27 protein-coding genes are annotated in these 26080 nt (G+C 72.2%); 16 read left to right on the top strand and 11 right to left on the bottom strand.

The window, feature by feature from the left end; translation table 11 throughout:
* The coding region (locus ABZT49_RS18035) for a GNAT family N-acetyltransferase (RefSeq protein ID WP_355287703.1) at positions 1 to 549 on the top strand (549 nt) is incomplete at its 5' end.
* On the opposite strand, the gene ABZT49_RS18030 is transcribed toward ABZT49_RS18035, so the two are convergent.
* From ABZT49_RS18030 to ABZT49_RS18020, 3 genes are all read right to left on the bottom strand, one after another.
* Complete coding sequence (locus ABZT49_RS18030) at positions 518 to 1384, bottom strand: PCC domain-containing protein (RefSeq protein ID WP_355287701.1); 867 nt, start codon at positions 1382 to 1384, stop codon at positions 518 to 520. The genes ABZT49_RS18035 and ABZT49_RS18030 overlap by 32 nt on opposite strands.
* Positions 1381 to 2979, bottom strand: a complete 1599-nt coding sequence (locus ABZT49_RS18025) for an acyl-CoA synthetase (protein WP_355287705.1) — start codon at positions 2977 to 2979, stop codon at positions 1381 to 1383. The genes ABZT49_RS18030 and ABZT49_RS18025 overlap by 4 nt, the downstream gene beginning before the upstream one ends.
* Before the next feature lie 138 nt (positions 2980 to 3117).
* On the bottom strand, positions 3118 to 3711 hold the full coding sequence (locus ABZT49_RS18020) for a ribonuclease HII (protein WP_355287699.1): 594 nt from the start codon (positions 3709 to 3711) through the stop codon (positions 3118 to 3120).
* Positions 3712 to 3961: 250 nt separating this feature from the next.
* Between ABZT49_RS18020 and ABZT49_RS18015 the strand changes: the two genes are divergently transcribed.
* From ABZT49_RS18015 to ABZT49_RS18000, 4 genes are all read left to right on the top strand, one after another.
* The gene (locus ABZT49_RS18015) at positions 3962 to 4207 is read left to right on the top strand and encodes a hypothetical protein (RefSeq protein WP_093566695.1); all 246 of its coding nucleotides are present in this window, start codon (positions 3962 to 3964) and stop codon (positions 4205 to 4207) included.
* A 117-nt stretch (positions 4208 to 4324) separates the two neighbouring features.
* Positions 4325 to 4477, top strand: a complete 153-nt coding sequence (locus ABZT49_RS18010; RefSeq protein WP_355287697.1) for a hypothetical protein — start codon at positions 4325 to 4327, stop codon at positions 4475 to 4477.
* Positions 4478 to 4878: 401 nt separating this feature from the next.
* Positions 4879 to 5241, top strand: a complete 363-nt coding sequence (locus tag ABZT49_RS18005; protein WP_355287695.1) for a DUF2794 domain-containing protein — start codon at positions 4879 to 4881, stop codon at positions 5239 to 5241.
* Between the two features lie 380 nt (positions 5242 to 5621).
* Entirely contained in the window at positions 5622 to 6128 is a 507-nt protein-coding gene (locus ABZT49_RS18000) for a L,D-transpeptidase (RefSeq protein WP_109974603.1), read from the top strand.
* 4 nt (positions 6129 to 6132) lie between these two features.
* Here the strand turns inward: ABZT49_RS18000 and ABZT49_RS17995 are convergent, their stop codons facing one another.
* The 3 genes from ABZT49_RS17995 to ABZT49_RS17985 form a co-directional block, all read right to left on the bottom strand.
* Positions 6133 to 6471, bottom strand: a complete 339-nt coding sequence (locus ABZT49_RS17995) for a cupin domain-containing protein (protein WP_355287693.1) — start codon at positions 6469 to 6471, stop codon at positions 6133 to 6135.
* A 66-nt stretch (positions 6472 to 6537) separates the two neighbouring features.
* Positions 6538 to 6912 carry a PH domain-containing protein gene (locus ABZT49_RS17990; RefSeq protein ID WP_355287691.1) on the bottom strand — a complete coding sequence of 125 codons (375 nt, stop codon included), beginning with the start codon at positions 6910 to 6912 and terminating at the stop codon, positions 6538 to 6540.
* 42 nt (positions 6913 to 6954) lie between these two features.
* Positions 6955 to 7161 (bottom strand): DUF1674 domain-containing protein, encoded by a 207-nt coding sequence (locus ABZT49_RS17985; protein WP_355287689.1) that lies wholly within the window; start codon positions 7159 to 7161, stop codon positions 6955 to 6957.
* A 172-nt stretch (positions 7162 to 7333) separates the two neighbouring features.
* Between ABZT49_RS17985 and ABZT49_RS17980 the strand changes: the two genes are divergently transcribed.
* From ABZT49_RS17980 to ABZT49_RS17960, 5 genes are all read left to right on the top strand, one after another.
* The gene (locus tag ABZT49_RS17980; RefSeq protein WP_355287687.1) at positions 7334 to 8713 is read left to right on the top strand and encodes a transcription antitermination factor NusB; all 1380 of its coding nucleotides are present in this window, start codon (positions 7334 to 7336) and stop codon (positions 8711 to 8713) included.
* Positions 8714 to 8964: 251 nt separating this feature from the next.
* Complete coding sequence (locus ABZT49_RS17975) at positions 8965 to 10677, top strand: heparinase II/III family protein (protein WP_355287686.1); 1713 nt, start codon at positions 8965 to 8967, stop codon at positions 10675 to 10677.
* A 188-nt stretch (positions 10678 to 10865) separates the two neighbouring features.
* Entirely contained in the window at positions 10866 to 12026 is a 1161-nt protein-coding gene (locus ABZT49_RS17970) for a GGDEF domain-containing protein (protein ID WP_355287684.1), read from the top strand.
* A gap of 160 nt (positions 12027 to 12186) precedes the next feature.
* A complete protein-coding gene (locus ABZT49_RS17965; protein ID WP_355287682.1) occupies positions 12187 to 13215 on the top strand; it encodes an aldo/keto reductase in 1029 nt (342 codons plus the stop codon).
* A gap of 165 nt (positions 13216 to 13380) precedes the next feature.
* Positions 13381 to 15699, top strand: a complete 2319-nt coding sequence (locus ABZT49_RS17960) for an MHYT domain-containing protein (RefSeq protein ID WP_355287680.1) — start codon at positions 13381 to 13383, stop codon at positions 15697 to 15699.
* A 245-nt stretch (positions 15700 to 15944) separates the two neighbouring features.
* Here ABZT49_RS17960 and rnhA read toward each other — a convergent pair whose 3' ends face one another.
* Positions 15945 to 16652, bottom strand: coding sequence for a ribonuclease HI (gene rnhA, locus ABZT49_RS17955; protein ID WP_355287679.1), 708 nt, complete (start codon positions 16650 to 16652; stop codon positions 15945 to 15947).
* A 248-nt stretch (positions 16653 to 16900) separates the two neighbouring features.
* Here rnhA and ABZT49_RS17950 point away from each other — a divergent pair, with 248 nt between their 5' ends.
* The 3 genes from ABZT49_RS17950 (at position 16901) to ABZT49_RS17940 (ending at position 19622) form a co-directional block, all read left to right on the top strand.
* Entirely contained in the window at positions 16901 to 18301 is a 1401-nt protein-coding gene (locus ABZT49_RS17950; RefSeq protein WP_355287677.1) for a nucleobase:cation symporter-2 family protein, read from the top strand.
* A 14-nt stretch (positions 18302 to 18315) separates the two neighbouring features.
* On the top strand, positions 18316 to 19152 hold the full coding sequence (pucL, locus tag ABZT49_RS17945; protein WP_355287675.1) for a factor-independent urate hydroxylase: 837 nt from the start codon (positions 18316 to 18318) through the stop codon (positions 19150 to 19152).
* A gap of 77 nt (positions 19153 to 19229) precedes the next feature.
* On the top strand, positions 19230 to 19622 hold the full coding sequence (locus ABZT49_RS17940; RefSeq protein ID WP_355287673.1) for a VOC family protein: 393 nt from the start codon (positions 19230 to 19232) through the stop codon (positions 19620 to 19622).
* 120 nt (positions 19623 to 19742) lie between these two features.
* On the opposite strand, the gene ABZT49_RS17935 is transcribed toward ABZT49_RS17940, so the two are convergent.
* Together ABZT49_RS17935 and ABZT49_RS17930 are read right to left on the bottom strand one after the other, a co-directional pair.
* Positions 19743 to 20879, bottom strand: a complete 1137-nt coding sequence (locus tag ABZT49_RS17935; protein ID WP_355287671.1) for a YbdK family carboxylate-amine ligase — start codon at positions 20877 to 20879, stop codon at positions 19743 to 19745.
* A 158-nt stretch (positions 20880 to 21037) separates the two neighbouring features.
* Positions 21038 to 21823, bottom strand: coding sequence for a 16S rRNA (uracil(1498)-N(3))-methyltransferase (locus tag ABZT49_RS17930; protein ID WP_355287669.1), 786 nt, complete (start codon positions 21821 to 21823; stop codon positions 21038 to 21040).
* A 258-nt stretch (positions 21824 to 22081) separates the two neighbouring features.
* On the opposite strand from ABZT49_RS17930, the gene ABZT49_RS17925 reads away from it, so the two are divergent.
* A complete protein-coding gene (locus ABZT49_RS17925; protein ID WP_355287667.1) occupies positions 22082 to 22567 on the top strand; it encodes a hypothetical protein in 486 nt (161 codons plus the stop codon).
* Between the two features lie 40 nt (positions 22568 to 22607).
* Entirely contained in the window at positions 22608 to 23549 is a 942-nt protein-coding gene (gene ubiA, locus ABZT49_RS17920; RefSeq protein WP_355287666.1) for a 4-hydroxybenzoate octaprenyltransferase, read from the top strand.
* A gap of 21 nt (positions 23550 to 23570) precedes the next feature.
* On the opposite strand, the gene ABZT49_RS17915 is transcribed toward ubiA, so the two are convergent.
* Complete coding sequence (locus tag ABZT49_RS17915; protein ID WP_355287664.1) at positions 23571 to 24104, bottom strand: DUF6101 family protein; 534 nt, start codon at positions 24102 to 24104, stop codon at positions 23571 to 23573.
* Positions 24105 to 24496: 392 nt separating this feature from the next.
* Between ABZT49_RS17915 and ABZT49_RS17910 the strand changes: the two genes are divergently transcribed.
* Positions 24497 to 25324 carry a 3'(2'),5'-bisphosphate nucleotidase CysQ gene (locus ABZT49_RS17910; protein ID WP_355287662.1) on the top strand — a complete coding sequence of 276 codons (828 nt, stop codon included), beginning with the start codon at positions 24497 to 24499 and terminating at the stop codon, positions 25322 to 25324.
* 262 nt (positions 25325 to 25586) lie between these two features.
* Here the strand turns inward: ABZT49_RS17910 and ABZT49_RS17905 are convergent, their stop codons facing one another.
* Positions 25587 to 25859, bottom strand: coding sequence for a hypothetical protein (locus ABZT49_RS17905; protein ID WP_355287660.1), 273 nt, complete (start codon positions 25857 to 25859; stop codon positions 25587 to 25589).
* Between the last annotated feature and the right edge of the window lie 221 nt (positions 25860 to 26080).

The raw sequence follows: 26080 nt of genomic DNA, 5'->3' as shown, positions 1-26080 counted from the left end.
CTCGACACCCCCCGCCTCCACCTCCGCCCCGTCGCACCCGAGGATGCCGAGGCGACCAGCGCCATGATGACCCCGGCGGTGAGCCGGTGGCTCGCCTCCTGGCCGCTACCCTACACCGTCGCGATGGCGCGGGAGCGGATCGCCACGGCGCACGCCCAGGCAGAAGCCGGGCAGGCGCTCTCGCTCGCGGTGACCGCCCGCGAGAGCGGCGAACTCCTCGGCTGGATCATGCTGCACCGGACCCGCGACGATCCGCGGACCGCCACGCTGGGCTATTGGCTCGGCGAGGCGCATCACCGCCGCGGCATCCTGCGCGAGGCGATCGCGGCCCTGCTCCCGGTCGCCGCCGCGTGGCTCGACGTCGACCGGATCGAGGCCAGCGCGCAGCCGGAGAATACCGGCTCCTTCGCGGTGATGCGGGCCTGCGGCATGACCTTCCAGCGCGAGGCGGTGATCCACGCCCCGGCCCGCAGCCGCGACGAACACGTGCACGTCTACGCCGTCGCGCGCGACGCCCTCACTCCGCCGTCAGGCACAGCTCGAAGGTGATGCAGGCGGCGTTGGCGCCGCGGCGCAGGACGCCCTCATGGATGCCGCCCGCGACATCCACTACCGCGATGTCGAGATGTGCGACCGGGAGGCCGTCCGGCCCCGGCCGCACGGTCCCGTCGCGAAGCAGCACCTCGCTGGCATCGGTGGGGATCACCCGCCCGTCGGCGAAGGCCGGGCGCACGATGCTGCCGATGCCGCGCACCCGCGCCACGGACAGACCGTGGGTCCGGGCCGCCGCCTCGACCACCGCGTGGATCTCCTCGTTCGGCTGGATCTTCAGGAGGAGGCAGCCGGCTTGCGCCTGCGACAGCGGGACCGGGGTGAAGAGCGAGAAATTGGTCTCGGCATCCGGGATGACACGCCAGGCCGCCTCCGCCGTACCCCAGGCCTCGGCCCGGACAGGGTCGGCGATCACCACCTCCGCCGGCAGCAGGTGTCCGGCGCGGCGGCGCCCGTCGGGTTCGATCCAGGTGCCGTGGACGTGCAGGAAGCCTGCGCCGTCGCGCTCGCCGAAGGTCGCGCTCGCCCGCTCCAGCCGGGTCTCGCCCTCGGGCCGGAAGGTCTCGCTGTAATAGGCCGCGAAGCGCGGGTCCGACGACAGGGCCGGCATCACGTAGGAGAAGGGTGAGAAACTCCCACCCGTGAGATGCACCACGCCGCCCCGCATCCCGGCTTCCGCCAGCGGCCCGGCGACGGCGTCGAGGAGCGTGCGCCCCGGCGCCAGGTCGAAGGCGCGGTGGATCGGGCTGCCTGCGGCGGCGAGCCAGCGCTCGGGCCGCACGGGCCCGGGCTGGGCGAGGGTGGCGAAGGATGACGTGAGGGGCGAGCTCATCCCTGCGCCTTCTCAGCCAGCAGGCCCGCCGCCTCCAGCTCTTCTCGCACCATCTTCTTGGTGATCTTGCCGTAGCCGGATTTCGGCAGCGACTCGCGCAGGATGACCCGGCGCGGCAGCTTGTAGCGGGCGACCTTCTCGAACAGGAACGCCATCACGTCGTCCTCGGACAAAGCCATGCCCTCGCGGGGCACGCAGACCGCGATGCCGATCTCACCCCAGGTCGGGTCGGGCACGCCGAGCACCGCCGTCTCGGCCACCGCCGGATGGGCCAGGATCTTCTCCTCGATCTCGCGCGGATAGATGTTCGAGCCGCCCGAGATGTACATGTCGGAGGCGCGGCCGGTGATGTACAGGAACCGCTCCGGGTCGAGATAGCCGAGGTCGCCGGTGCGGAACCAGCCGTCGCGAAAGGCCTCGGCATTGGCCTTCGGATTCTCCCAGTAGCCGGCGAAGACCGCCGGACCGCAGACGCAGATCTCGCCGGTCTCGTTCGCGCCGACCTCGCGGCCCTCATTGTCCTGGATCTGCACCTGCATGCCGGTGCGCTCGAATCCGCAGGTGCCGATCTTCACCCCCGGTCCGTCCTCGGCCTCGTGCAGGGCAGGGGGAAGCACCGTGATGTTGCCGGTGACCTCGCCGAGGCCGAAATACTGCACGATGACCTTGCCGAGGGTGCGCAGCGCCCGCTTCTGGTCCTCGCGGTACATCGGCGCGCCGGCGTAGATGATGGTGCGCAGGGACGAATGGTCGTTGGCGTCGACCGCCGGATGCTCGACCATCATCTTCAGGATGGTCGGCACGGTGAACATGTTGGTGATGCGGTGGTGCGCGACCAAGCCCCAGACTTCCGCCGCGTCGAAGCGCTCTGAGGCCGGCAGCACGGAGGTGACGGCGCGGGCGACCTGCGCCACCGCGTGCACCCCGGCCCCGTGCGAGAGCGGCGCCACCACCAGGGAGGCGTCGGTCTCGGGCGCCGTGCCCGGCATCAGGTCGCAGAGGTGGTTGGTGATGACGAAGGCCATCTGGCCGTGGGTCAGCACCGCGGCCTTCGGCTTGCCGGTGGTGCCGGAGGTGTAGAAGAACCAGCACGGGTCGTCGTGCTCGACGCCGGCATTCGCGAAGGCCTGCCCCGCACCCTCCGCCACCACGTCCTCGTAGGCCTCGCCCGTGGCCGGACCCTCGCCGATCACGACGACGCGGCTCAGCGACGGGCAGGCCTCCCGCACGGCGGCGACGTGGTCGGGATAGTCGGCGTGGCACAGGAAGGCGGTCGCGCCCGATTGCTGCGCGAGGTAGGCGACGTCGCCGGGCATCAGCCGGAAGTTCGTCGGCACGAACACCGCGCCGAGCCGGAACGCCGCGTACATGATCTCCAGGATGGCGTTGCCGTTGCGGGCATGGACCAGCAGCCGGTCTCCCTTCGCGATCCCGCGCTGCCTGAGCGCGCTGGCCAGCGCCGAGACCCGGGCGTCGAACTCGGCCCAGCTCCAGCTCCGCTCGCCCCAGACGATGGCCGGGCGGTCCGGGTGCCGTGCGGCGGCTTGGGTGAGGGCATGGGCGAGGTTCATCACCCGGCGCGACATCGGGGTCATCATCGGGCGGCCCTCGGGGTCGTCGTGGTCACGTCGGTCTCCTCCCTGGCGGCGCCGGCCGTTCGGCTCGTTGCGCGTCGGGGGGACCTTACGACGCTCCGTGCGGGAAGCGGAAGCGCCGGGGAGACATACGACCCCTCACACCTTCGACTTGAAGCTGAGCCGGTGATGCCGCGTGATGCCGAGGCGCAGCATGGCCGCCCGGTGGACGGCGGTGCCGTAGCCGACATTGCGCTCCCAGGCGTAAGCCGGGTGGCGGAGCGCCAACACTCGCATCAGCCGGTCGCGCACCACCTTGGCGACGATCGAGGCGGCGGCGATCTGCGGCACCAGCCGGTCGCCGCCGATGAAGGCCCGGCAGGGCAAGGGGAGGCCGGGGGGCACGTCGCGCCCGTCCACCGCCACCTCCGCCGTGATGCCGAGGCGGGAGACGGCGCGGCGCATGGCGTCGAGGGTGGCGGCGCGCACGTTGATCCGGTCGATCAGATCGCGGGAGGCGCCGGCGAGCGCCACGCGCCCGGCGGCCTCGATCTGCGGCGCCAGCCGTTCGCGGGTGGCGGCGTCGAGGCGCTTGCTGTCGTCGAGCGCCTCCAGCAGGGCGGCGGGCAGGGCGGCCGGATCGAAATGCACCGCCGCCACGATCACCGGGCCGCAGAGCGCGCCGCGGCCGACCTCGTCACAGCCGATGAGGACGGGATAGCGGGCGGCGTCTCGGGCATCGAAGGGGCGCATCGCGCAGATGTGCACGCGTTCCGGTTTCGAAATCCCTGCGCCTGCAACCGGTGACGTTCCCTTTCGGGCGGCGCGGCGCGATGATCACCGCCATGAAGGCGCACCGAGGCGCCGGACCGGGGAGGAGGCCCCAGCACCCTGCGCGTCGATGACGCGCTGGTGCCGGGTTCGCGGCGTCTGGCACGCGGCATGCGGCTCCCGGTGTCCGGCCCCGCTCGGTCCGGATTCAGCCGCTGGAGGTACGCTGCCCATGAAGGTCGCCCTCGCCGTCGCCGCGCTCTCCCTCGTCCAGCCGGCGCATTCCTGGTACCCCTACGAATGCTGCTCCGACCAGGATTGCGAGCCGGTCTCCGACGCCGTCGAGGTGCCGGGCGGCTACCAGACGCACGGAATCTTCGTGCCGATGGCGAAAGTGCGGCCGAGCCAGGACGGGCGGTACCACTGGTGCCACCGCGGCGCTTACGTGTTCTGCTTCTTCGCGCCGCTCGCCGGGTGACAAACCCCTTGGCGGATGGACGGTCCGCTGGCACCTCTCGCGCCTCGGACGCGTTCCCGAAGGTCAGGGGATCTCACCGGGGCCCACGCCCCGGGACCGAACGAAAGAGGAGGATGCATGACCACGCCGCCGCGACAGAACCCGTTCCTGGCGCTTGCCCTGCCCGTCGCACTGCTCGCCGGGGCCCTGACGATCGGGTTCTGGACGCTCGACCACATCCGGGTCACCCGCGCCAAGGCGCTGGCCGCGCAAATGTGGATGCAGCCGTGAGGCCGGGCCTCAAAAAAGGACCGCGCTCCGAGGAGGCGGCCCTGAAGTCATTTGGGTCTCGAAACCTCGGAGGAGGCCCGGCCCGCCGGCATCGCGGGGGCTGGGGGGCTGGGTACCGGAGCGGCCGGCGGGCCGGGCCATGAGGTCGACCTATTTCTACGCGCGCATCAAGGCCGGCGCGCGGCGCGATTGTGGCGGTTTGTGGGCGATTGCGCCGTTTCCCGTGTATTTCCGCTTCGCGTCGGTGAGTTGCCGGCACAGTGTCGCTCCGGCGCAACCCTTGCGGGGCCGTTGACGCCATCACATCATGGTCGGGACCGGGTCGTTCGCCGGCTCCTCACCGCCGGCCCCGGACAGCTGCGCCCCTCGGGCGCGAATCACCCCGACAGGCAGGAGACACGATGAGCGAAGGAGAGACGGCCGAGAGCCGGAGTACCGGCGCGCACGTGGTGCCGTTCCCGCGCACCGTCCCGCAGGTGTCATTCCATCGCGACGAGCTGCGCATCATCCTGAACCTCTACGGCCGGATGGTCGCCGAGGGCGAGTGGCGGGACTACACGATCGATTTCACCCGCGAGAAGGCGGTGTTCGCCATCCACCGCCGCACCTCCGAGCGGCCGCTCTACCGCATCGAGAAGGACCCCCGCCTCGCCCGGCGCCAGGGCGCCTACGCGGTGATCGCCGAGACCGGGCGCATCCTGAAGCGCGGCCACGACCTGGCGCAGGTGCTGCGGGTGCTGGAGAAGCCGCTCCGGGTGGTGTGACGATCGAGAGGGTGCGCCTGCGCCGCTCGCCGATCCTCCCCCTCTGCGGGGGAAGGGTGCCCGGCGGAGCCGGGGCCGCGGGACGCAGTCCCGCCGAGAGGGGCAGCGCGACGGGGATCCAGGAGGCACCTCGCAGAACGGTTCAGTCTTTTCCGGACGCGGCGTCCCCTCTCGGCGGGACTTCGTCCCGCTGCGCTCACTCCGTTCGCCACCCTCCCCCGCAGAGGGGGAGGGTTGAGGTTGCGGTGCATACCGTCCCTTAACTCTCTCGCTCGCCACCCCGCTCTTCACCCCCCGGCAAGCATCTTTGCCAACCGGAACGACAGGTTTCCCGGCGGATTATCACGGGGCTGATAAGGTCACGCTCGAGGACCGCAGGGATGCACAAGCAGAGTGGATGGGCTGCGGCGATGGTCGTCGCGGCGACGATGGCGGCCGGACCGGCCGCGTCGCGAGAACTGGTCGCCTTCGACGCGACGGCGGAGGCCGGCACGGTGGTGGTGCGGACCGCCGAGCGGCGGCTGTACTTCATCAACGGCGACGGGACGGCGATCCGCTATCCGGTCGCGGTCGGCAAGGCCGGCAAGCAATGGACCGGCTACGCCCGCATCGACGGAAAATACCTCCGGCCGGCCTGGTCGCCGCCCGACGAGGTGAAGCGGGACAATCCCCGCCTGCCGGAGGTGATCGCCGGCGGCTCGCCGAGCAACCCGATGGGCGCCGCGGCCCTCACCCTCGATCGGGGCGAGTACGCGATCCACGGCACCAACCGGCCGGGCTCGATCGGCACCTTCGCGTCCTATGGCTGCATCCGCATGTACAACCAGGACGTGGCCGATCTCTACGGCCGCGTCCAGGTCGGCGCTACCGTGGTGGTGACGCGCTGACGGGTCAGCCGTCCCGCCCGTGCACCTGCGCGGGCGGCGAGGTGGCCTCGACCGCCGTGAAGGTCTCGAGGATGCGGTAGGTGTGCGTCGCACCCGCGGGCACCAGCCAGGAATCGCCCGGCTCCAGCCGCACGGCCTGGCCCTCGACCACCAATTCGGCCCGGCCGGAGATCACGTAGCCGACGGTCTCGTAGTCACGGGCCGCGCTCGGCTTGTCGTCGGTGGGCGGCTCGTCGACCCACAGCCGCATCGCGACGTGCTTGCCCGAGGCGAGATAGCGCTGGCCGTCCGGCCCCTGCGGCGACTGCTTGCCGGACACCTTCTTGATCGTCGTATCGCCCATGATCCTGCTCCTCTCGGGGACGTCTCGCGACCCCAACGGGAGCGGGTGGCGGGCGTTCCCGAAGGGCTACCGCAGCGTCGCGGCGATCGCCCGCTGGATGCCGCGGATGTCGGCCCCGCGCTTGAGCGTGCGCGAGATCGGGTCGGGCCGGCCCGAGACCCAGATCGTCAATTCCGAATCGAAATCGAAGCTGCCGGCATTCTCGATCGAGAACGAGGTGATCGCCCGGTAGGGCACCGTGAGGTAGGAGACCTTGCGGCCGGTCAGCCCCTGCTTGTCGACCAGGATCATCCGCCGATCGGTGAAGACCATCAGGTCGCGGATCACCCGGAACGCCACCTGCACCGTCTCGCCCGGGATCAGCATCCCGTCGAGTTCCTGGGCCACCGCCTCCGGCGCCACGTCGCTGCCGTGGCCGAGCAGGCCGTCGAGCAATCCCATCCGGTTCTCCCTCGAAGTCGGTCCTGCCGTGACGATCGCCGCTCAGAAGTCGGTCGCCAGACCCTTCACTTCCCAATCGTCGTAGCGCACCGGCTCCAGCCCGCCGCGCCCGTTGATCTCGCGCTCGCGCCGGATCTCCTCGGCCCGGGCATCGATCTCGGCCCGCCGGGCCTCGGCCTCGGCCAGGGCGCGCTGCGCGGCCGGCGACAGGGTCCTGGTCTCGGGGGCGGGGGCCTCGCTCTCGCTCATCGGTCGACTCTCGATCGCATCACAATTGCGGCGCTTGCATCTCGGGCGGCCGGATGCCACCCCGGGAGCGAAGGTCGCCGGTTCCCCCGAGGTGGAGGGCGCGGGCGGCAGCGTCAAGGTCGGGCCCGGTCCCGGGCCTGAAGATCCGCGCGAGCGGCGCGGCGGAGTGAGGATGGACGGACAGAACAACAGGGACCAGGGCTCGAGGGGACAAGGCTCGGGGGGCACGGGCTCGGAGGTCGCCGGCCTGCCGGCGCGGCGCCTCGCCTGGGGGATCGTGGCCGACCTGCTCGGCAAGAACCGCGGCACCGCGCTCGAGGACGCGATGGAGCCGGTCGTCCACCGCGCCGCCCTGTCGCCCCAGGATGCGGGCCTCGCCCGCGCCATCGCCACCGCGACGTTCCGGCATCTCGGGGTGATCTTCCACGCGCTCGACCAGCGCCTGGCCAAGGGCCTGCCGGAGGACCAGCCGGGTCTCGTCGCGCTGCTCGCCACCGGCGCGGCGCAGATCCTCTACCTCAACGTCCAGGACCACGCCGCCGTCGACCTGGCGGTGCGCCTCGCCAAGGCCGAGCCCGGCCTGCAGCACCTCGCCGGCCTCGCCAACGCGGTCCTGCGCCGGATCGTCCGCGAGCGCGACGCGATCCGCCAGGAGGGCGACGCCGACCCCCTGCACCTCAACACGCCGGGCTGGCTCGCGCGGCGCTGGATCGCCGCCTATGGCGAGGAGACCGCCCGGGCCATCGCCGCCGCCAATGCCCGCGGGGCGGGCCTGGACCTGACCCTGCGCCCCGGCGCCCCGATGCCGGAGGGCCTCGAGGGCCGGCGCCTGCCGGGGTCTTTAAGCCTGCGCCTCGACGATGCCCGCACCCCGGTGCCGGAGCTGCCGGGCTTCCAGGACGGCGCCTGGTGGGTGCAGGACGCCGCGGCGGCGCTGCCGGCCCATCTCCTCGGCGTGCGGCCGGGCGAGCGGGTCGCCGATCTCTGCGCCGCGCCGGGCGGCAAGACCGCCCAGCTCGCCGCGGCCGGCGCCGAGGTGGTGGCGGTCGACCGCTCGGCCCCGCGCCTGCGCCGACTCGAGGCGAACCTCGCCCGGCTCGGGCTCTCGGCCGAGGTGCGGGCCGTCGACGCGCTGACGCTGCCGGAGGACCAGCCCTTCGACGCGGTGCTGCTCGATGCGCCGTGCAGCGCCACCGGCACGATGCGGCGCCACCCGGACGTCGCCTGGTCGAAGCGCGAGGGCGACCTCCTGCGCCTCACCGGGCTCCAGACCCGGCTCCTCGACAAGGCGGCGCGGCTCACCCGCCCGGGCGGGCGCCTCGTCTACTGCACCTGCTCGCTGGAGCCGGAGGAGGGCGAGGCGCAGGCCGAGGCCTTCCTCAGGCGCCATCCGGACTTCGCCCGCCGCCCGATCGCGCCGGAGGAGGTCGGCGATTCCGCCCTCGTCACCGCGTCGGGCGACCTGCGCACCCTGCCGTCGCACTGGCCCGACGAGGGCCGCGGCGGGCTCGACGGCTTCTACGCCGTGCGGCTGGAGCGCAAGGCCGCGTGAGGAACCTGTTCACGGGGCGATCCGGCGGTTTGACCCCGCGATGATCCTTGACCATTCCTTGACGGGAGCGGCCGCCCGACACCGGCCTCCGAGGGTACGGCCCGATCGCGCTGCGCTCGGGCAGAGCCCTCGGTCTTTTCGTGTACCGCAATGTCCGCGACGAACCGGTCCCCGCTTCGTCGGAAAATGCTTGGGCAGACAATGCTTGGGCAAGAAATACTTGGGCAAGAAAGACTTGGGCAGGAGGTGGCGTGGGTTGGGGGCCTGACCGCTGGCGATTCTACCGGCTCGTCGGGCACGAGGCGGGGCGCGTCCTGCGGGCTGCCGGCGTGCGTGCGACCTCGCGCCCCTCGGCGCTGGCCCGCCTGCGCCCGACCGGACTCGTCATCGCGCCGCAGGACCTGCGCACCAGCGACGCGACCATCGCGGCCGACATCTATGCCGGGCTGTTCGTCTTCGCCGGCCGGGCGCTCGCAACCGGCGGGCGCTCGCCGTTCGATTTCGCGCCGCCCTCGCCCCAATGGGGCGAGGAGCTCTACGGCTTCGGCTGGCTGCGCCACCTGCGCGCCGCCGAGAGCGCGCTGTCGCGCTCCAATGCCCGTGCCTTCGTGCAGGACTTCATGGCCGGCCGCGGCGACCAGGACCTGGCGCAGCGCCCGGCCGTCGTGGCACGGCGGCTGATCTCGCTCCTGTGCCAGTCGCCCTTGGTGCTGGAGGGGGCCGACCACGCCTTCTACCAAGCTTTCCTGAAGCTGATCGGCCGCTCGACCCGCAGCCTCGACCGGGCCCTGCGCCGCGGGATCATGCCCCGCGACCGGCTCGCCGCCGCGGTGGCGCTCGCCTATGCGGGCCTGTGCTGCGAGGGGTTCGAGCCGGTCCTGCGCCGGGGCACGCGGCTCCTCCACCGCGAGCTGACGCGCCAGATCCTGCCCGATGGCGGCCATCGCAGCCGCGATCCGGGCTTCGCCAAGGACCTGCTCCTCGACCTCCTGCCCCTGCGCCAGAGTTTTCTCAGCCGCGATATCGCCCCGCCGGAGGCGCTGCTCAACGCCATCGACCGGATGCTGCCGCTCCTGCGCCTCCTGCGCCACGGCGACGCCTCGCTCGGCCACCACAACGGCATGGGAGCGACCGCCGCCGACCAGCTCGCCACCCTGCTGATCTATGACGGGGCGCTCGCGAAGCCCCTGATGCACGCGCCCCATACCGGCTATGCCCGCCTCGAGGGCGGGGGCGGCACCCTGGTGGTGGCCGATATCGGCGCCGTCCCGCCGCCGGCCTACTCGGCCGCGGCGGGAGCCGGCTGCCTGTCCTTCGAGCTGTCCTGCGGGCCGCAGCGGCTGGTGGTGAATTGCGGCATGCCGGCGACCGGCGAGGAGATGCGCGAGCTCGCCCGCACCACCGCCGCCCACTCCACCGCCTGCCTCGCCGATTCCTCGTCCTGCCGCTTCCTCGCCCTGCCGCAGCCCAGCGTGATTCATCCCCTCGCTGCCTGGCTGAAGCGCCGGATGGGGCCGATCGTCGTGCGCGGGCCCGCCGAGGTCACGGTCGAGCGCGGCTCCGACGCGGCCGGCGCCGCCGTGCTCGCCGCCCGGCACGACGGCTACGCCCCGACGCTCGGCCTCCTCCACGAGCGGCGCTGGCGCCTGCATCCCGACGGCGCCCTGCTGGAGGGCCATGACGGCTTCGTGCGCGACGCCACCGGGCGGGGCGGTCCTGCCGAGGCGGCGATCCGCTTCCATCTCCACCCGAGCGTGCGGGCGAGCCGGGTCGGGCGCGGCGTGCGGCTCGCCGGGGCCGGCGCGCCCTGGTTGTTCGAGGCCGACGAGATCGACCCGGTGATCGAGGAGAGCGTGTTCTTCGCCGCCCTCAACGGCGCCCGCCGCACCGAGCAGATCGTGCTCCACTTCACCGCCGCCGACGGCGCCCGCGTGGCCTGGCGCTTCCGCCGCCTGTCGGACTGAGTTCGGCGACGGCTAAACGGCGTGAGCTTGGCGGATCAGGCCCATCTGTTAGTCTTTAGTCCACCGCGGCGGCCGATATTTTTCCTCGTCTCTCACCCATTTGAGGGTTTCGCGGCCCGGATTGAGCATTCTTCGGGCATTGGCCGTGTTACAACCCGGTGCCGAGTCGGCGAGGCGGGACCCATGGGATGAAGCTGGACGCGCCGACCCTGGTGACCGTGACCGTCTTCGTGATGGTCGTGATGGGCGCGCTGTACCTGCTGTCTTGGAGCCAGGCCCGGCAGACCCGGGCTTTGGGCTTCCTCGGCGCGGCCCAGCTCGTCGGCGCCGTCGCGGTCACGCTGTTCGGTCTGCGCGGCATCATCCCGGACTGGCTGTCGGTCGGCCTCGCCAACGCGGTGATGCTCGGGGCCTACGGGCTGATCTGGGGCGGCGCCCGCTCGTTCGAGGGGTGGCGCGTCCCGCTGCCCTGGATCGCCGCCGGCCCGCTCGTCTGGCTCGCTGCCTGCCTGGTGCCGGCCTTCTACGCCTCCCTCGGCGCCCGGGTGATCCTGTCCTCGGCGATCGCCGGCCTCGCCTGCGCGCTCGCCGCCCGCACCCTCTGGCACCATCGCGGCGAGCAGCTGCCGTCGCGGGCCCCGGCGGCGATCCTGCTCGCCAGCGAGGCGCTGCTGCTATGGGTGCGGATTCCCGCCATCCTGGTCCTGCCAGCACCGCCGTCCGGCACCCCGGACCAGACCTTCTGGGTGGCGGTTCTTTCGTTCGTGGCGCTGCTCTACACGGTGGCGATCTCGGTGCTGTTCATGGCGATGGCCAAGGAGCGCCTCGAGGCCGAGCAGCGCCGCGCCGCCGAGACCGACCCGCTCACCGGCATCGCCAACCGCCGGGCGCTGGCGGCAGAGGCCCGCCGCGCGCTCGCGGCCGGGCCCTGCGCCCTGCTGCTGTTCGACCTCGACCATTTCAAGCGGGTCAACGACACCTTCGGCCACGCGGTGGGCGACGCGGTCCTGATCGGCTTCTGCGCCGCCGCCCGCCGGGTCCTGCCCGCGGGGGCGGCGTTCGGGCGCCTCGGCGGCGAGGAATTCGCCTGCCTGCTGCCCGGCGCGGGCACCGCCGAGGCGGCGGCCGCCGCCGAGGCCGTGCGCCTCGCCGTGGCGGCGATGCGCCCCGATCCGGCACCAGGCCTCGCGGTCACGGTCAGCGTCGGGGTCGCCCGGAGCACCGGCGATCCGGGTGCGGGCGGCTTCGAAGCCCTGCTCGGCCTCGCCGACCGGGCGCTGTACCAGGCCAAGGCGCAGGGGCGGGACCGGGTGGAGCTCGCGGCGCCGGAGCTGCGGCAGGTGGCGTGAGGCGGCCCGCCCCGCCTCGACGGGGGAAGCGGGAAGCGTCAGACATCGGACGCAGGCCCACCCGGCGCCGATCCGGGTTGTCGTCGCTTGATCGGCGCCTAAGACATCCCCATCGCACCCCGCCCGGGCCCGCGCCCGGCGCCAGACGAGGGCTCGCCCCATGGACTATCGGCAGTTCGGCCGCTCCGGCCTCAAGGTTCCGGTCCTCAGCCTCGGCACCGGCACCTTCGGGGGCAGCAACGAGTTCTTCCAGCGCTGGGGCCGGACCGACGTCGCCGAGGCGAGCCGGATGGTCGATTTGTGCCTCGACGCCGGCGTCAACTTCTTCGACACCGCCGACATCTACTCGCAGGGCGCCTCCGAGGAGATCCTGGGCCAGGCGCTGAAGGGCAAGCGCGACCGGGCGCTGATCTCCACCAAGGCGACCTTCCCGATGGGCGAGGGGCCGAACGACAAGGGGTCTTCGCGCTACCATCTCGTGCGCGCCTGCGAGGCGAGCCTGAAGCGCCTCGGCACCGATCACATCGACGTCTATTTCATGCACGGGTTCGACGCGCTCACCCCCGTCGACGAGACCCTGCGCGCCCTCGACGACCTCGTCCGGGCGGGCAAGATCGGCTATATCGGCGCCTCGAACTTCTCGGGCTGGCAGCTGATGAAGGCGCTCTCGACCTCCGAGCGCTACGGGCTGGCGCGCTACGTCGCCTATCAGGGCTACTACTCGCTGGTCGGCCGCCACTACGAGTGGGAGCTGATGCCGCTGGGCCTCGACCAGGGCGTCGCCCTGATGGTGTGGAGCCCGCTCGGCTGGGGCCGGCTCACCGGCAAGATCCGCCGCGGCGCCAATACCAGCGGGCGCATCGCGTCGGGCGGCGCCGAGGGCGGGCCGCCGGTCGCCGACGAGGCCCTGTTCCGGGTGGTCGACGTCCTCGACGAACTCGCCGCCGAGACCGGGCGCAGCGTGGCGCAAGTGGCGCTCAACTGGCTGCTCAGCCGCCCGACCGTCGCCAACATCGTGGTCGGCGCCCGCAACGAGGAGCAGCTGAAGCAGAATCTCGGCGCCGTCGGCTGGACCCTGGACCCTGCCCAGTTCGCCCGCCTCGACGCCGCGAGCCACGAGACGCCGATCTACCCCTACTGGCACCAGAAGGGCTTCGACGAGCGCAACCCGAAGCCGACCGCCTGGTGATGCCACACACCGCCGGATAACCGGAGCCGGCGGTGCACCGCCCGTTTCGCGCATCGCGCGGGCGGGCAAGCTGCGGTATGAGAGACGGTTCGTATCCCCCGGCCCGGCCGGGGGTTGGACCGCCCCGGTCCGGCAGCGGTCCGACGCGTATCCCGAGGTCCCCGAATGGCGCATGCCGGCGTCCATGATCCCGTCCTCGTCGCCCTGTCCGTCGCGATCGCGATGCTGGCGTCGTTCGTGGCGCTGGATCTGGCGGGCCGGATGAAGGCGGCGTCCGGCTGGGCCCGGTGGGCCTGGCTGATGACCGCCGCCCTGGTGCTCGGCGGCGGCGTCTGGTCGATGCACTTCGTGGCGATGCTGGCCTTCCGCCTGCCGGGCCTCGAGGTCACCTACGATCTCGGCCTGACGCTGCTCTCCCTCGCGCTCCCGGTGATCGTCACGGCCTTCGGCCTTGCCGTCGCCCGCAGGCCGGGCGCCGGACCGCGCAGCATCGTCGCGGCGGGGCTGGTGACCGGGCTCGGCATCGCCTCGATGCACTATACCGGCATGGCGGCGATGCGGGTTCCGGCCGCCCTCCACCACGATCCGGCCTGGACCGCCGCCTCGGTGCTGATCGCCGTCGGGGCCGCCACGGTGGCGATCCGGCTGGCGCTGGGCGAGACCGGGCTCCTCTTGCGGGTCGCGGCCTCCGGGGCGATGGGGCTCGCCATCGCGGGCATGCACTACGCCGCGATGCAGGGCCTGCACGTCTCGCACGCCCCCGATGTGGACCATGCCGGGGCGGGGGTCGACCAGGTCCGCCTCGCCGTCGGCGTCACGGCGGTGACCTTCCTGGTCTTCACCCTCGCGCTGCTGGCCGCCGCGATCGACCGCCGGGTCTCGCAGCGCGCGGCCCGCGAGGCCGCGGCGTTGCGCGCCAGCGAGGAGCGCTACCGCCTGCTCCTCCAGAGCGTGACCGACTACGCGATCTTCATGCTCGACCGCGACGGCGTGGTGGCGAACTGGAATTCCGGCGCCCGCCGGATCAAGGGCTACGAAGCCGGCGAGATCGTGGGCCGGCACTTCTCGTGCTTCTACACCGCGGAGGACCGGGCGGCGGGCGTGCCGGCCCGGGCGCTCGCCACCGCCGCCGAGAGCGGCAAGTTCGAGGCCGAGGGCTGGCGACTGCGCCGGGACGGCACGCGGTTCTGGGCCAGCGTCGTCATCGACCCGATCATCGGCGAGGACGGCCGGCTCGTCGGCTTCGCCAAGGTCACCCGCGACATCACCGAGCGCAAGCGCGCCCAGGAGGCGCTGGAGCAGGCGCAAGGCGCGCTCGCCCAGGCGCAGAAGATGGAGGCGGTGGGCCAGCTCACCGGCGGCGTCGCCCACGACTTCAACAACCTGCTGATGGCGGTGCTGGGCAGCCTCGAGCTGCTCCGCAAGCGCCTGCCCGACGATCCGCGCATGCTGCGCCTGCTCGACAATGCGGTCCAGGGCGCCGAGCGCGGCGCGGCCCTGACCCAGCGGATGCTCGCTTTCGCCCGGCGCCAGGACCTCAAGCCGGCGGCGGTCGACCTCGCGCGGCTGGTGCGCGACATGACCGACCTCCTGCAGCGCTCGATCGGCCCCGGCGTCCGGATCGAGACGCGGTTTCCCGTCGGCCTGCCGCCGGCCCTGGTCGACGCCCACCAGCTCGAGCTCGCGCTCCTCAACCTCGTGGTCAATGCCCGCGACGCGATGCCGGAGGGCGGCACCGTCACGGTCGCGGCCCGTCTGGAGCCGGGGGACGGGGCGGGTGACTCGATGCTCAGCCTCGCGGTCACCGATACCGGCACCGGCATGGACGAGGCGACGCTCGCCCGGGCGCAGGAGCCGTTCTTCACCACCAAGGGCGTCGGCCGCGGCACTGGCCTCGGCCTCTCGATGGTGCACGGTCTCGCGGCGCAGTCGCATGGCCGCCTGGTGCTGCGCAGCCGGCCGGGCGCCGGGACCACCGCCGAGATCTGGCTGCCGGTGGCGGCGCCGGGGATCGCCGCAGTGCCGGACGAGGCGCCCGCCCGCCGCGCCTTCCCCCGGAGCGTGGCGCCGCAGGTCGTCCTCGTCGTCGACGACGATCCCCTGGTGCTCGAGAACAGCGCCGCGATGCTGGAGGATCTCGGCCACCGGGTGATCGAGGCCCGCTCCGGCCAGGAGGCGCTGGAGCTGATGCGCCGCGCCCGCACCCTCGACCTGGTGCTCACCGACCACGCCATGCCGGAGATGACCGGCCTCCAGCTCGCCGCCCGCATCGCCGCCGAGCGGCCCGGCCTCAAGGTGATCCTCGCCACGGGCTACGCCGACTTCGCCGGCTCCGCCGAGGCGGGCCCCGACGAGGCCGCCCGCCTGCCGCGGCTCGCCAAGCCCTACGATCAGGCGACGCTGGCGCGGATGATCGAGGCGGTGGTGCGGGGGAATGCGGGGGCGGCCGACGATACGGTGGTGCCGTTCCCCAAGAGCGCGTGAGGAGTCAAAAGGTCTCGCTTCACGGATTTCGCGGTTACCGCGTCATTCCGGGGCCGCGCAGCGGAGCCCGGAATCCAGAACCTCTGGTGGTGCAGAGCGAAGCGGAACGCCTCTCGCCCTTTTGCTGAATGTCCTGCGGTTCTGGATCCCGGGCTCCGCTGCGCGGCCCCGGGATGACCCTGTGCGGTGGAAATGGTGCGGCCAGCGAGGATGTTTGTGCCGCCAAGGCGGTCACGGGCTGCGTCTCACGCCGCCGGCATCTTCCGCGCCTTCGCGTCGCGCAGCAGCGCCAGCCCCTCGGGCCCGAGATCGAGGGCGAGGCGCAGGACCTCGTCGGCATAAGCCTGCGGCGTCGTGCCGGCCTGCTTGGCGGCGCGCGAGAGGCGCAGGCCGAGCGCCCCGTCCACCGGGATCGAGGTGCCGCGGGGCGCCGGCTCCGGCAGGGGCGCGGTCGGGGCGCTCGCGGGGGCGGCCGGCGCGTTGGCTGGCAACTTGGCTGGCGCGATGTCGGGCCGGGGCGGCAGGCCGAGGCCCTGGCGCCGCCCTTGCGCCGCCAGCCGGTCGGCGCGCTCGTTGCCGGCATGCCCCGCATGGCCCTTCACCCAGACCCAGCGCACGTCGCGCCGCGCCGCCAATTCGTCGAGGCGCTGCATCAGTTCGACGTTCTTCACCGGGCCGGTGGTGGTGCGCCAGCCCTTGAGCTTCCAGCCGCGGATCCACTCGGTGACGGACTTGATCACGTACTGGCTGTCGCAGCGCATCTCGATCGCCGCGCCCTCGGGAAAATGCTCCAGCGCCCGGATCGCCGCGGTCAATTCCATGCGGTTGTTGGTGCTCTGCGGATCGCCCCCGCACAGCTCGACGGTGCCCTCCGGCGCCTCGATCACCACGCCCCAGCCGCCCGGGCCGGGATTGGGATCGCAGCCGCCGTCGGCATACACGATGGTTCGCATGGCTGCCTTTGCCTGAACGTCAAACGGAACGCGGCCGTCCCCCGGATCGGGGTGCCGGCCGCGTGGGCAGTGTCGGCCCGGAATGGTGAACAAATACCCAGGTGTGCGCCCGCGCAACCCGGGCGGGCCCTGGCACGGCGCTTGCGGCGGCCGCAGGATGGGGGATGATGAGGCGCCGGCGCGACGCAAAGGAGCGTCCAGTCGGCCCGCCCGCGCCGCCCTCGGACCGCCAAGAAGAGACGCGCCTCATGCCAGTCGATCCCGCCGACGCCGTCGAGGAGATGCTGCCGCCGGCCCGCCTCGTGCCGCTGGCCCTGCAGCACGTGCTGGTGATGTATGCCGGCGCCGTCGCGGTGCCGCTGATCATCGGCCGGGCGCTCGGGCTGCCGCCCGAAGAGGTCGCCTTCCTGATCAGCGCCGACCTGTTCGCCTGCGGCCTCGCGACCCTGATCCAGTCGGCAGGATTGCCGGGTGTGGGCATCCGCCTGCCGGTGATGATGGGCGTGACCTTCGCGGCGGTCGGGCCGATGCTGTCGATGGCGGCCACGCCCGGGATCGGGCTCCTCGGCATCTACGGCTCGGTGATCGCCGCCGGAATCTTCGGCCTCATGGTCGCGCCCTTCGTCAGCCGCCTGCTGCCGCTGTTTCCGCCGGTCGTCACCGGCACCATCATCTTGGTCATCGGCATCTCGCTGATGCGGGTCGGCATCAACTGGGCCGGCGGCGGCCAGCCGACGCTGACGAAGATGATCGACGGCGTGCCCGCCGCGGTCCCGAACCCGAACTATGCGCAAGGAGGCGGCCTCGGCATCGCCTTCCTGGTGCTCCTGACGATCCTCGCCCTGATCCGCTGGGGCCGGGGGTTCCTCGCCAACGTCGCGGTGCTGCTCGGCATCGTCGCCGGCTCGGTGCTGGCGGCGTTCCTGGGACTCATGCATCTCGACAAGGTCGCGGCGGCACCCTGGTTCGCCCCCGTCCTGCCGTTCCATTTCGGCTGGCCCCAGTTCCATCTGGTGCCGATCGCCACGATGTGCGTCGTGATGATCGTGGTGATGATCGAGTCGACCGGGATGTTCCTGGCGCTCGGCGAGATCACCGGCCGGCCAGTGTCGCAGAAGGACCTGGCGCGGGGCCTGCGGGCCGACGGGCTCGGCACGCTCCTGGGCGGCATCTTCAACACCTTCCCCTACACCTCGTTCTCGCAGAATGTCGGCCTCGTCGGGGTGACGGGGGTGCGCTCGCGCTACGTCACGGTGGCGGGCGGGGTGATCATGCTGGCCCTCGGCCTGCTGCCGAAGATGGCGGCCCTGGTCGAGGCGGTGCCGCAGGTGGTGCTTGGCGGCGCCGGGCTCGTGATGTTCGGCATGGTGGCGGCCACCGGCGCGCGCATCCTCACAGGCGTCGATTTCCGGGGCCAGCCGAAGAACCAGTTCGTGGTGGCGATCGCGGTCGGCTTCGGCATGATCCCGCTCGTGGCGCCGACCTTCTTCCGCAACCTGCCGCACGCGCTGCACCCGCTGCTCGAATCGGGCATCCTGCTCGCCTCGATCGCCGCGGTCGTGCTCAACGCCTTCTTCAACGGCGTGGGCAGCACCGAGCAGGCGGGGCGGGACGCTTCCGCCGCGGCGGCCGCCGCCGAACACGTCTGATCCACGAGGTAGCGATGACCCTGCTGCACAAGACCTACGGCAAGGGACGGGTGCGGGTGATGCGCGTCTATCGCGCCGGCGACCGGCACGACGTGCGCGAGCTGACCGTCAAGGCGATGCTGACCGGCGCCTTCGACCGCACCTTCACCCACGCCGACAACCGCGACACCGTCTCGACCGACACGATCAAGAATGTGGTCTATATCGTCGCCCGCGAATGCCCGGATCTGCCGACGGAGGCATTCTGCCGCGCGGTGGCGCAACGCCTGCTCGACAGCTACCCGCAGATGGAGACGGCCGCCGTCACCGGCCACGAGACCCGGTGGAACCGGCTCTCCGTCGACGGCGCGGCGCACCCCCACACCTTCACCCTCGACGGCAACGGCCAGCCCTTCGCCCGGGTGGAGCTGTCCCGCACGGGCGCGGTGGTGGAATCCGGCCTGTCGGGCTTCACCTTCCTGAAGAGCACGGAATCGGGCTGGGCCAACTACGTCAAGGATCCCTACACCACGATCCCCGAGACCCACGACCGGATCGCCGCCACCAGCATGGAGGCGTCCTGGCTCTGGGGCTCGGAGCCCACCGATTACGAGGCCGCCAATACGCGCATCCTCGACACGCTGCTGCGGGTGTTTTCCGGCAGCTACAGCCACAGCCTGCAGGACAGCCTCTACCGCATGGGCACGGCCGCGCTCGAGGCGGTGCCGGAGATCGCCACGATCACGCTCGCCTGCCCGAACAAGCACTACCTCTTGGCGAACCTGACCCCGTTCGGCCTCGACAACCCGAACCAGGTGTTCGTCGCGACCGACGAGCCGCACGGGCAGATCGAGTGTACGGTGGGGCGGTGAGGCGCAGCGTACCGCTGTCGCCGCCCGACGGGGCGTGAACGACGCGGCATCGCCTCCGCGCCGAGGGAGAACGATGCGTGCTGGATCACCTCGCCATCGACGTGTCCGACCTCGACCGGAGCCGGCGCTTCTACGCCGCGGCGCTCGCGCCCTTGGGCTACGTCGTGACGCGGGACGGGGCCGCCGCGGTCGGGTTCGGCGTGGCCGCGGGCGAGGGACGGTCGCGCGATCCCGGCGGAGATTTCTGGATCGCCGTCGGCGCTCCCCCCGCTCCACAGATCCATTTCGCCTTCAGCGCATCGTCGCGGGCGGCCGTCGACGCCTTCTTCGCCGCCGCACTCGCGGCGGGCGGCGCGGATAACGGCCGTCCCGGCCTGCGCCCACGCTACCATGAGAACTACTACGCGGCGTTCGTGATCGACCCGGACGGCTACAACATCGAGGCCGTCTGCCACGAGGCCTGCGACTGACTCGGAGCCAATCTGACTTTCTCGACGGTCTCTCCACTCTCCGTGTCATTCCGGGCTCCGCTACGCGGCCCCGGAATGACACGGGGAATCTCAAGACTGGCGGTCGCCTCGACCAGGATATCAATGCCGCGTCGGGTTCGCCCCCACCGTCTCGGCGGTGAGCCAGTCCACCACCTCGGCCAGCGCCTCCCTCGGCGGCAGACCGCGCCCCTGCGCCTCGGTGAACAGGGCGAGCTGGCGGTCGGCGCTGGTGCCGCGGGCGACGATCCAGCGGGCGAGGTCGAGCTCGGCCTCGCAAGCCAGCGCCCGGGCATCCTCGGCGACCAGCGCCAGGGTCTCGGCGAGCACCGTCGCCACCGGACGCGCGGTGCGCGTCGTCTCGCAGACGAAGCTGCCGTGGATGCCGTAGCGCTGCGCCCGCCAGCAATTCTCCGCCGCGATCGCCTGCGAGGCGCCGGTAAGGTCGCGGTGGCGCTCCGGCTCGCGGGCGAGGCGGCGCACCAGGCAGCGGTAGAGCGCCGCAATCGCCAGCGCGTCGTCGAGGCGGGTGCAGCTGTCGGCGATGCGCAGGTCGAGGCCGGGCCCCGTCGGGGACGGGCAGATCACCCACCAGACGTGGCGCGGATCGTCGAGGGCGCCGGCGCCCATCACGGTGTCGAGGTAGCGGGCGTAATCCGCCTCGTCGCGGAAGAGCGGCGGCAGGCCGCTGCGGGGCAGTTCCCGCGCGGCGGCGAGGCGGTAGCCGAGGAGCCCGGTGCGCTGCGCCTGCCAGAACGGCGACGAGGTCGACAGCGCCAGCAGCAGGGCGAGATAGGGCTGCATCCGGTTCATCAGGTCGACACGCGACACGCCCGAAGGCACGCCGACCCCGACGCTGAGCCCGCAGACCACGTTGCGGCTGCCGACCATCTGAAGGTCGCGCAGAACCCGGCCCTTGGCGGCCTGGTCGCGCGGGCGCACCCGGCTCCACTGCGCGAGAGGGTGGGTGCCCGACGCCATCAGGGCGAGGCCGCGGGCGGAGGCGAGCGAGCCGAGGCCGCTGCGCAAGGAGGCGAGGGCGTGGCGCGCCGCGCCGAGGTCGCTCACCGGCTCGGTCGACCAGACCAGCTGCGGCTCCATCAATTCGGTGCGCACCTGCTTGTATCCGGCCCGGCAGGCGGCCAGGAAATCCCGGGTGCGGGCCCGGGCGGCGTCGCGTTTCCCCGCATCGTTGATGAACACCTCCTCCTCGAGGCAGACGTCGAAATCCGCTCGCATACGCAACACCTCCGGCAACAGCGGGCCGCGACGCGCCGACGACCGCGGGCCACGATTTGGCCGACGGCCGCGGGGCGGCTCGGGTATCAGCTCTCAGAATTGCGGCGCGAGCCCGACCGGGCGGCGCCGCAGGCACGGGGCGGATCAGGCCCCCGTCGTCACGCGCTCCGCCGCCCGTCGCCGAGCACGGCCTGGACCAGGGCGAGCACCGCCACGGCGGCGGTGTCGGCGCGCAAGATCCGCGGGCCGAGGGAGAGACGGACGGTGTTGGGACGGTCTCCGATCAGGGTGCGCTCCTCCGGCGTGAACCCCCCCTCCGGTCCGATCACAACGGCCAGCGGAACCGTGCCGTTCCCCAGATCCCCCGGTGTCGCGGCCCGTGTCGCGGCCTGGCGCAAGGCCGCGACCGGATCGGCGACGGGCGCGTCCTCGTCGCAGAACACCAGCAGGCGCTCCGGCGCGAGCCCGGCGATCGCCTCGGCCAGCGGTGCGGCGTCGCGGATCTCCGGCAGGTTCAGGATCCCGCATTGCTCGGCGGCCTCGATCGCGTTGGCGCGCAGCTTGTCGAGCTTGATCCGGTCGCCTTGGGTGCGCCGCGTCACTACCGGGAGGATCAGGCTCGCACCCATCTCCACCGCCTTCTGGGCGACGTAGTCGAGGCGCGCCGCCTTGAGCGGGGCGAACAGGTAGTGCAGGTCGCCCGCCGGGTTCTGGGGCCGGGTCTGCGCGCGCAGCACCAGATCCGCCGCCTTGCGGCCGGTGGGCGCGATCTCGGCCCGCCACTCGCCGTCGCGGCCGTTGAACACCAGGACTGGCTCGCCGGCGTCGCGGCGCAGCACCGAGAGCAGGTAATTGGCCTGCGCCCGGTCGAGGGTGTGCCGCGCGCCCTCATGCATCGGGATGTCGAGGAAGAGCCGGGGAGCGTTGAAATCGTAGGCCGCCATGGCCGCCGTGCTCGCCGAGATGGGGGCGGGATGTCAATCGCCCGGCCTGTGGCCACTGCGCAACAAGGCCTCGCGACCGCGGCCCGATCCGCCGCCGAGGCTCGCACCCCGCACGATGGCGCCACATTCCTGTGCAGAAAGCGCTACGAGGCCGGGAGCGGCACGGGATTCTTCACTATGCCGGGGGCGCCGCCGAGAATGTGGCCGGACCGGCGAGAGGCCAGACAGTTCGGGGCCGGAGCTTTGGGGGGTTGGGAAATGACTCGCATGCGTGTGACCGTGGCGGCGCTGGCCGGAAGCCTGCTCGGCGCGACGCTCCTCGGCGGGGCCGCCCGGGCCCAGGGCGCCGACTGCACAGCAATCCAGAAGACCCTGACCGAGCGCAAGGACATCGTCGGCAAGGTCAACGCCGCCTCGCAGGGCAAGAAGGCGAAGATCACCGCGGCGGCCGCCTGCAGCCTGTTCACCAAGCTGCAATCCAACGGCACCGAGGGCCTGAAGTGGATCTCCGCCAACAAGGATTGGTGCTCGATCCCCGATTCCTTCGTCGAGGGCTTCAAGGCCGATCACGGCCGGGTCTCGTCCCTGCGCACCAAGGTCTGCCAGGCGGCGGTGCAGCAGGCCGCGATGGAGAAGAAGGCCCGCGCCATGGCGGCGCAGCAGCAGCAGGGCGGGGGCGGCGGCGGCCTCCTCGGCGGGCCCGGCCTGACCGGCAGCTTCCGGGTGCCGCAGGGCGCGCTGTGAGCCGCGCGCCGATGACGGTTCCGGTGTCTCACGCCCGCGCATGAATTCTGCCCCCGATCGTCCGGTCGCCGACGCGGTCACCGGGCACTGGGTCGACCGGCACGCCCCCGAGGCGGTCCGCCCCTACCTGCGCCTCGCGCGCATCGAACGGCCGATCGGCTGGTGGCTCCTGCTGCTGCCGTGCTGGTGGTCGGCGGCGCTCGCCGCGGTCGCGGCGGGGCAGCCGGGCCCGAGCCTGTGGCACCTCGCGCTGTTCCTGGTCGGGGCGGTGGCGATGCGCGGGGCGGGCTCGACCTACAACGACATCGCCGACCGCGACCTCGACGCCCGCGTCGAGCGCACCCGCCTGCGGCCGCTGCCCTCCGGGCGAATCCGCGTGCGCCACGCCCTGGTCTTCCTGGTCGCGCAGGCCCTCGTCGGCCTCGGGGTGCTGCTGCAATTCAACGCGACGGCGATCCTGGTCGGCATCGCCTCGCTCGCGCCCGTCGCGATCTACCCGTTCATGAAGCGGGTGATGCCGGTGCCGCAACTGGTGCTCGGCCTCGCCTTCGCGTGGGGCGCGCTCATGGGCTGGGTCGCCCTGTTCGGCCGCCTCGACGCCCCGGCCTACTGGCTCTACGCCGGCGCCATCGCGTGGGTGATCGGCTACGACACGATCTATGCGGTGCAGGACATCGAGGACGACGAGATCGCCGGCATCAAGTCCTCGGCACGCTTCTTCGGCGCGCGGGTGCGGCTCGCGGTGGCGGGCTGCTTCCTGGCCTGCGTCCTGTTCATCGGCCTCGCCCTGTCCGGGGCCGGGGCCGGGCCGATCGGTCTCGCCGGTCTCGCGCTGTTCGCCGGCCACCTCGCCTGGCAGGTCGGGCGGCTCGATCCGCGCGACGGCGCGGAGGCGTTGCGGCTGTTTCGCAGCAACCGGGATGCGGGGCTGATCCTGTTCTGCGGCCTCGCCCTCGACGCGCTCTGGCAAGGGCTCATGTGAGCGCAAGAGCTCATGTGAGCTTCAGACGCTGCCGCCCTCGGTCATCAGCGCCTCGTCGCGGTAGACCAGCGGGCGCAGCGGCAGGCGGCCGGTCTTGCGGCGGGTGAGGAAGCGCGGCCGGCGATGGGCCAGCAGGCCGTGCCGGCGGCGGATGCGCACCACGCCGAGCTTCACCCGGCCGATCTGCTCGCCCATCGGGGAGACGGCGCCGTCCTCCTGGATCACCACCAGGGGCAAGCCGGATTCGGCGCCGAGCCGGCGCCACACCGCCACGACCTCGTCGTCACCCCAGATGCCGAGGCGCATCACCGGATCGCCGCTGCGGTCGAGCAGCGTCACGGCGAAGCGGTCCTCCCCGGCGGCGTCGCTGGCGTCGCCGTCGAGGCAGAGGGCGAGGCTGCCGGCGGCGCTGGCGCCGGGCAGGCGGCCGATGATCGGCAGCGCCGACGGCTCGGCCTGAACCGGGCCGCGGTGGATGACCGGGAGGCCGACGTCGCGGCGGGCGGCCATGCTGTTCGAGGACCGGCGGTTCGAAGAGGGGAATCTGGTGACCATGGATCTGCTCGACGCCCTGTTCGCGTGAGGCGGCGACCTCTGTCGTGTCGTCCGCTGATGTCACGACTTTGGACCGCCCCCGGCTCAGAACGCCTTAAAAGGCAGCGTTAAGCGATGGTTGTGGCGAGGCAGATGCGCCGAATGCTCAACGGATCCTTGTCCCGATCCGATTCATTTATCATTCACCGCCAGTACATGGCCTCCGAGCAGGGCGAAACGCTTCGCTAAGACAATGCGGCATCGGTGCCGCCGCATGCCGGCCGCAGCGTCCTTGTGGCGCTGGTTGGGGGCGCCTACAACGGAGCCGATCTTGGGAATCGATCTTGCTCCGGCTCCCCCGTGCCCGCCGCGGGTCCGCCGGGCGCTCCTCCTCGAACCTTCGGCGGCCGACCATGCCTCTCCCCGACGACGTGCGCGCGCTCCTGCCCGAAGACCTCCTGCCTCAGGTCCGGGCTATCATCCGCGAGGCGGCCCTGCTGGCGCTGCCGTATTTCCGGCAGGGCGAGCGCACCAGTGCCCGGGTCTGGAGCAAGGCCGGCGGCTCTCCGGTGACGGAAGCCGACGTGACGGTGGACGCCTTCCTGAAGGTGCGCCTGAGCGAGCTGATCCCCGGCGCCGCCTGGCTCTCGGAGGAAACCCGCGACGATCCCATCCGCCTCGCCCACGACCTCGTCTGGATCGTCGATCCGATCGATGGCACCCGCGCCTTCCTGTCGGGCGATCCCGACTGGTCCATCGCCGTGGCGCTGCTGGCCCGCGGCGAGCCGGTGCTCGGCCACGTCGCCGCGCCGGTCACCGCGACCCTCTACGAGGCCGTGGCGGGGGAGGGGGCGACGAAGGACGGGGTGCCGATCCGGGTCTCCGATCAGGCAGCTGTGGCGGGCGCCCGGGTCACCGGTCCGAAGCCCATGGCCGACCGGCTTGAGCGCGGGAGCGGCCTTGCCGGCACGCCGGGCGCCCTGGTGCGCCTGCCCCGCATCCCGTCCCTGGCCTTGCGGCTGGTGCGAGTGGCGGAAGGGCTGGTCGATGTCGGGCTGGTCTCGTCGGATGCCCGCGACTGGGACCTCGCCGGGGCCGACCTGATCCTGCGCGAGGCGGGCGGCGCCGTGCTCGGTCTCGACGGCCGCGTTCCGGTCTACAACCGGCGCGAGCCGATCCATGGCGAGCTGGTGGCACTGCCGCAGGGCTTGCGGGAGGCGGTGCTGGCGGGGCTCGGCTGAGCGGCGACCAAAAGACCTTCGCGGTTTAAGAGTTTTGCCTGCCTCGACGGCGGATGAAGCCCACATGTCATCCCGGGGCCGCGGAGCGGAACCCGGGATCCGTAACCGCCGACAGATCCGGATGAGGCGGTGCGTGTTCCGACTCTTTTGAAAGCTCAGCGTTTATGGATCCCGGGTTCCGCTGCGTGGCCCCGGGATGACGCAGTGAATTTCAAATCGATCCGCTCACGCCAATTCGGCATCCGCGTCGTCGGAGAGCGCCCTAGCGCGTCTCCCGCTTCTCCAGCTGGGTCTTCACCTGTTTCAGCTGGTCGAACACCGCGCCCGGCGTGGTGCCGAAGAAGGCGAAGCCGGCATTAATCGACCAGTAGCAGGCGAACAGGATCAGCGGCACCAGGATCCAGCCCAGGATCTCCTCGCCGATCTTGCGGCGGCGGCGGCGCTGGCGCCGCTTCTCGCGCCCCGTCAGCTTCGGGGAGGGGGGGGTCACCGTCGCGGCCGGGGCGAGGGGGCCCTCGTTCAGATCACCGCTCATGGAGATCGTCTCACGCTTCCTGGGCAGCCGGGCCTTAGAGCCCTGGCGCATCCGTCACGGGGGCCCCGGGGCGCCGCGAGGGCGGCCGGGGCCTCAAATGCACATCCCGGCGGGGAGGCCCCGCCGGGATGTGCGCGTCTCGCGGAACCTCATACACGGGAGGGGGTCCGGGATCGAGGGGGCAGCCCGCAATCGGCGCGGCCGAGGGCTCTCGCCCCCGG

This window comes from Methylobacterium sp. EM32, assembly GCF_040593685.1.
Classification (GTDB): Bacteria; Pseudomonadota; Alphaproteobacteria; order Rhizobiales; family Beijerinckiaceae; genus Methylobacterium.
The sequence above is the reverse complement of the archived record's forward strand: the minus strand, read 5'-3'. Positions and strand labels throughout refer to the sequence as shown.

What these genes read in the sequence shown, in the direction of transcription:
- ABZT49_RS18030 (WP_355287701.1), bottom strand. Translation starts at nt 1,384, where the DNA reads ATGAGCTCGCCCCTCACGTCATCCTTCGCCACCCTCGCCCAGCCCGGG.
- ABZT49_RS18025 (WP_355287705.1), bottom strand. Translation starts at nt 2,979, where the DNA reads ATGACCCCGATGTCGCGCCGGGTGATGAACCTCGCCCATGCCCTCACC.
- ABZT49_RS18020 (WP_355287699.1), bottom strand. Translation starts at nt 3,711, where the DNA reads ATGCGCCCCTTCGATGCCCGAGACGCCGCCCGCTATCCCGTCCTCATC.
- ABZT49_RS18015 (WP_093566695.1), top strand. Translation starts at nt 3,962, where the DNA reads ATGAAGGTCGCCCTCGCCGTCGCCGCGCTCTCCCTCGTCCAGCCGGCG.
- ABZT49_RS18010 (WP_355287697.1), top strand. Translation starts at nt 4,325, where the DNA reads ATGACCACGCCGCCGCGACAGAACCCGTTCCTGGCGCTTGCCCTGCCC.
- ABZT49_RS18005 (WP_355287695.1), top strand. Translation starts at nt 4,879, where the DNA reads ATGAGCGAAGGAGAGACGGCCGAGAGCCGGAGTACCGGCGCGCACGTG.
- ABZT49_RS18000 (WP_109974603.1), top strand. Translation starts at nt 5,622, where the DNA reads ATGCACAAGCAGAGTGGATGGGCTGCGGCGATGGTCGTCGCGGCGACG.
- ABZT49_RS17995 (WP_355287693.1), bottom strand. Translation starts at nt 6,471, where the DNA reads ATGGGCGATACGACGATCAAGAAGGTGTCCGGCAAGCAGTCGCCGCAG.
- ABZT49_RS17990 (WP_355287691.1), bottom strand. Translation starts at nt 6,912, where the DNA reads ATGGGATTGCTCGACGGCCTGCTCGGCCACGGCAGCGACGTGGCGCCG.
- ABZT49_RS17985 (WP_355287689.1), bottom strand. Translation starts at nt 7,161, where the DNA reads ATGAGCGAGAGCGAGGCCCCCGCCCCCGAGACCAGGACCCTGTCGCCG.
- ABZT49_RS17980 (WP_355287687.1), top strand. Translation starts at nt 7,334, where the DNA reads ATGGACGGACAGAACAACAGGGACCAGGGCTCGAGGGGACAAGGCTCG.
- ABZT49_RS17970 (WP_355287684.1), top strand. Translation starts at nt 10,866, where the DNA reads ATGAAGCTGGACGCGCCGACCCTGGTGACCGTGACCGTCTTCGTGATG.
- ABZT49_RS17965 (WP_355287682.1), top strand. Translation starts at nt 12,187, where the DNA reads ATGGACTATCGGCAGTTCGGCCGCTCCGGCCTCAAGGTTCCGGTCCTC.
- ABZT49_RS17960 (WP_355287680.1), top strand. Translation starts at nt 13,381, where the DNA reads ATGGCGCATGCCGGCGTCCATGATCCCGTCCTCGTCGCCCTGTCCGTC.
- rnhA (WP_355287679.1), bottom strand. Translation starts at nt 16,652, where the DNA reads ATGCGAACCATCGTGTATGCCGACGGCGGCTGCGATCCCAATCCCGGC.
- ABZT49_RS17950 (WP_355287677.1), top strand. Translation starts at nt 16,901, where the DNA reads ATGCCAGTCGATCCCGCCGACGCCGTCGAGGAGATGCTGCCGCCGGCC.
- pucL (WP_355287675.1), top strand. Translation starts at nt 18,316, where the DNA reads ATGACCCTGCTGCACAAGACCTACGGCAAGGGACGGGTGCGGGTGATG.
- ABZT49_RS17935 (WP_355287671.1), bottom strand. Translation starts at nt 20,879, where the DNA reads ATGCGAGCGGATTTCGACGTCTGCCTCGAGGAGGAGGTGTTCATCAAC.
- ABZT49_RS17930 (WP_355287669.1), bottom strand. Translation starts at nt 21,823, where the DNA reads ATGGCGGCCTACGATTTCAACGCTCCCCGGCTCTTCCTCGACATCCCG.
- ABZT49_RS17925 (WP_355287667.1), top strand. Translation starts at nt 22,082, where the DNA reads ATGACTCGCATGCGTGTGACCGTGGCGGCGCTGGCCGGAAGCCTGCTC.
- ubiA (WP_355287666.1), top strand. Translation starts at nt 22,608, where the DNA reads ATGAATTCTGCCCCCGATCGTCCGGTCGCCGACGCGGTCACCGGGCAC.
- ABZT49_RS17915 (WP_355287664.1), bottom strand. Translation starts at nt 24,104, where the DNA reads ATGGTCACCAGATTCCCCTCTTCGAACCGCCGGTCCTCGAACAGCATG.
- ABZT49_RS17910 (WP_355287662.1), top strand. Translation starts at nt 24,497, where the DNA reads ATGCCTCTCCCCGACGACGTGCGCGCGCTCCTGCCCGAAGACCTCCTG.
- ABZT49_RS17905 (WP_355287660.1), bottom strand. Translation starts at nt 25,859, where the DNA reads ATGAGCGGTGATCTGAACGAGGGCCCCCTCGCCCCGGCCGCGACGGTG.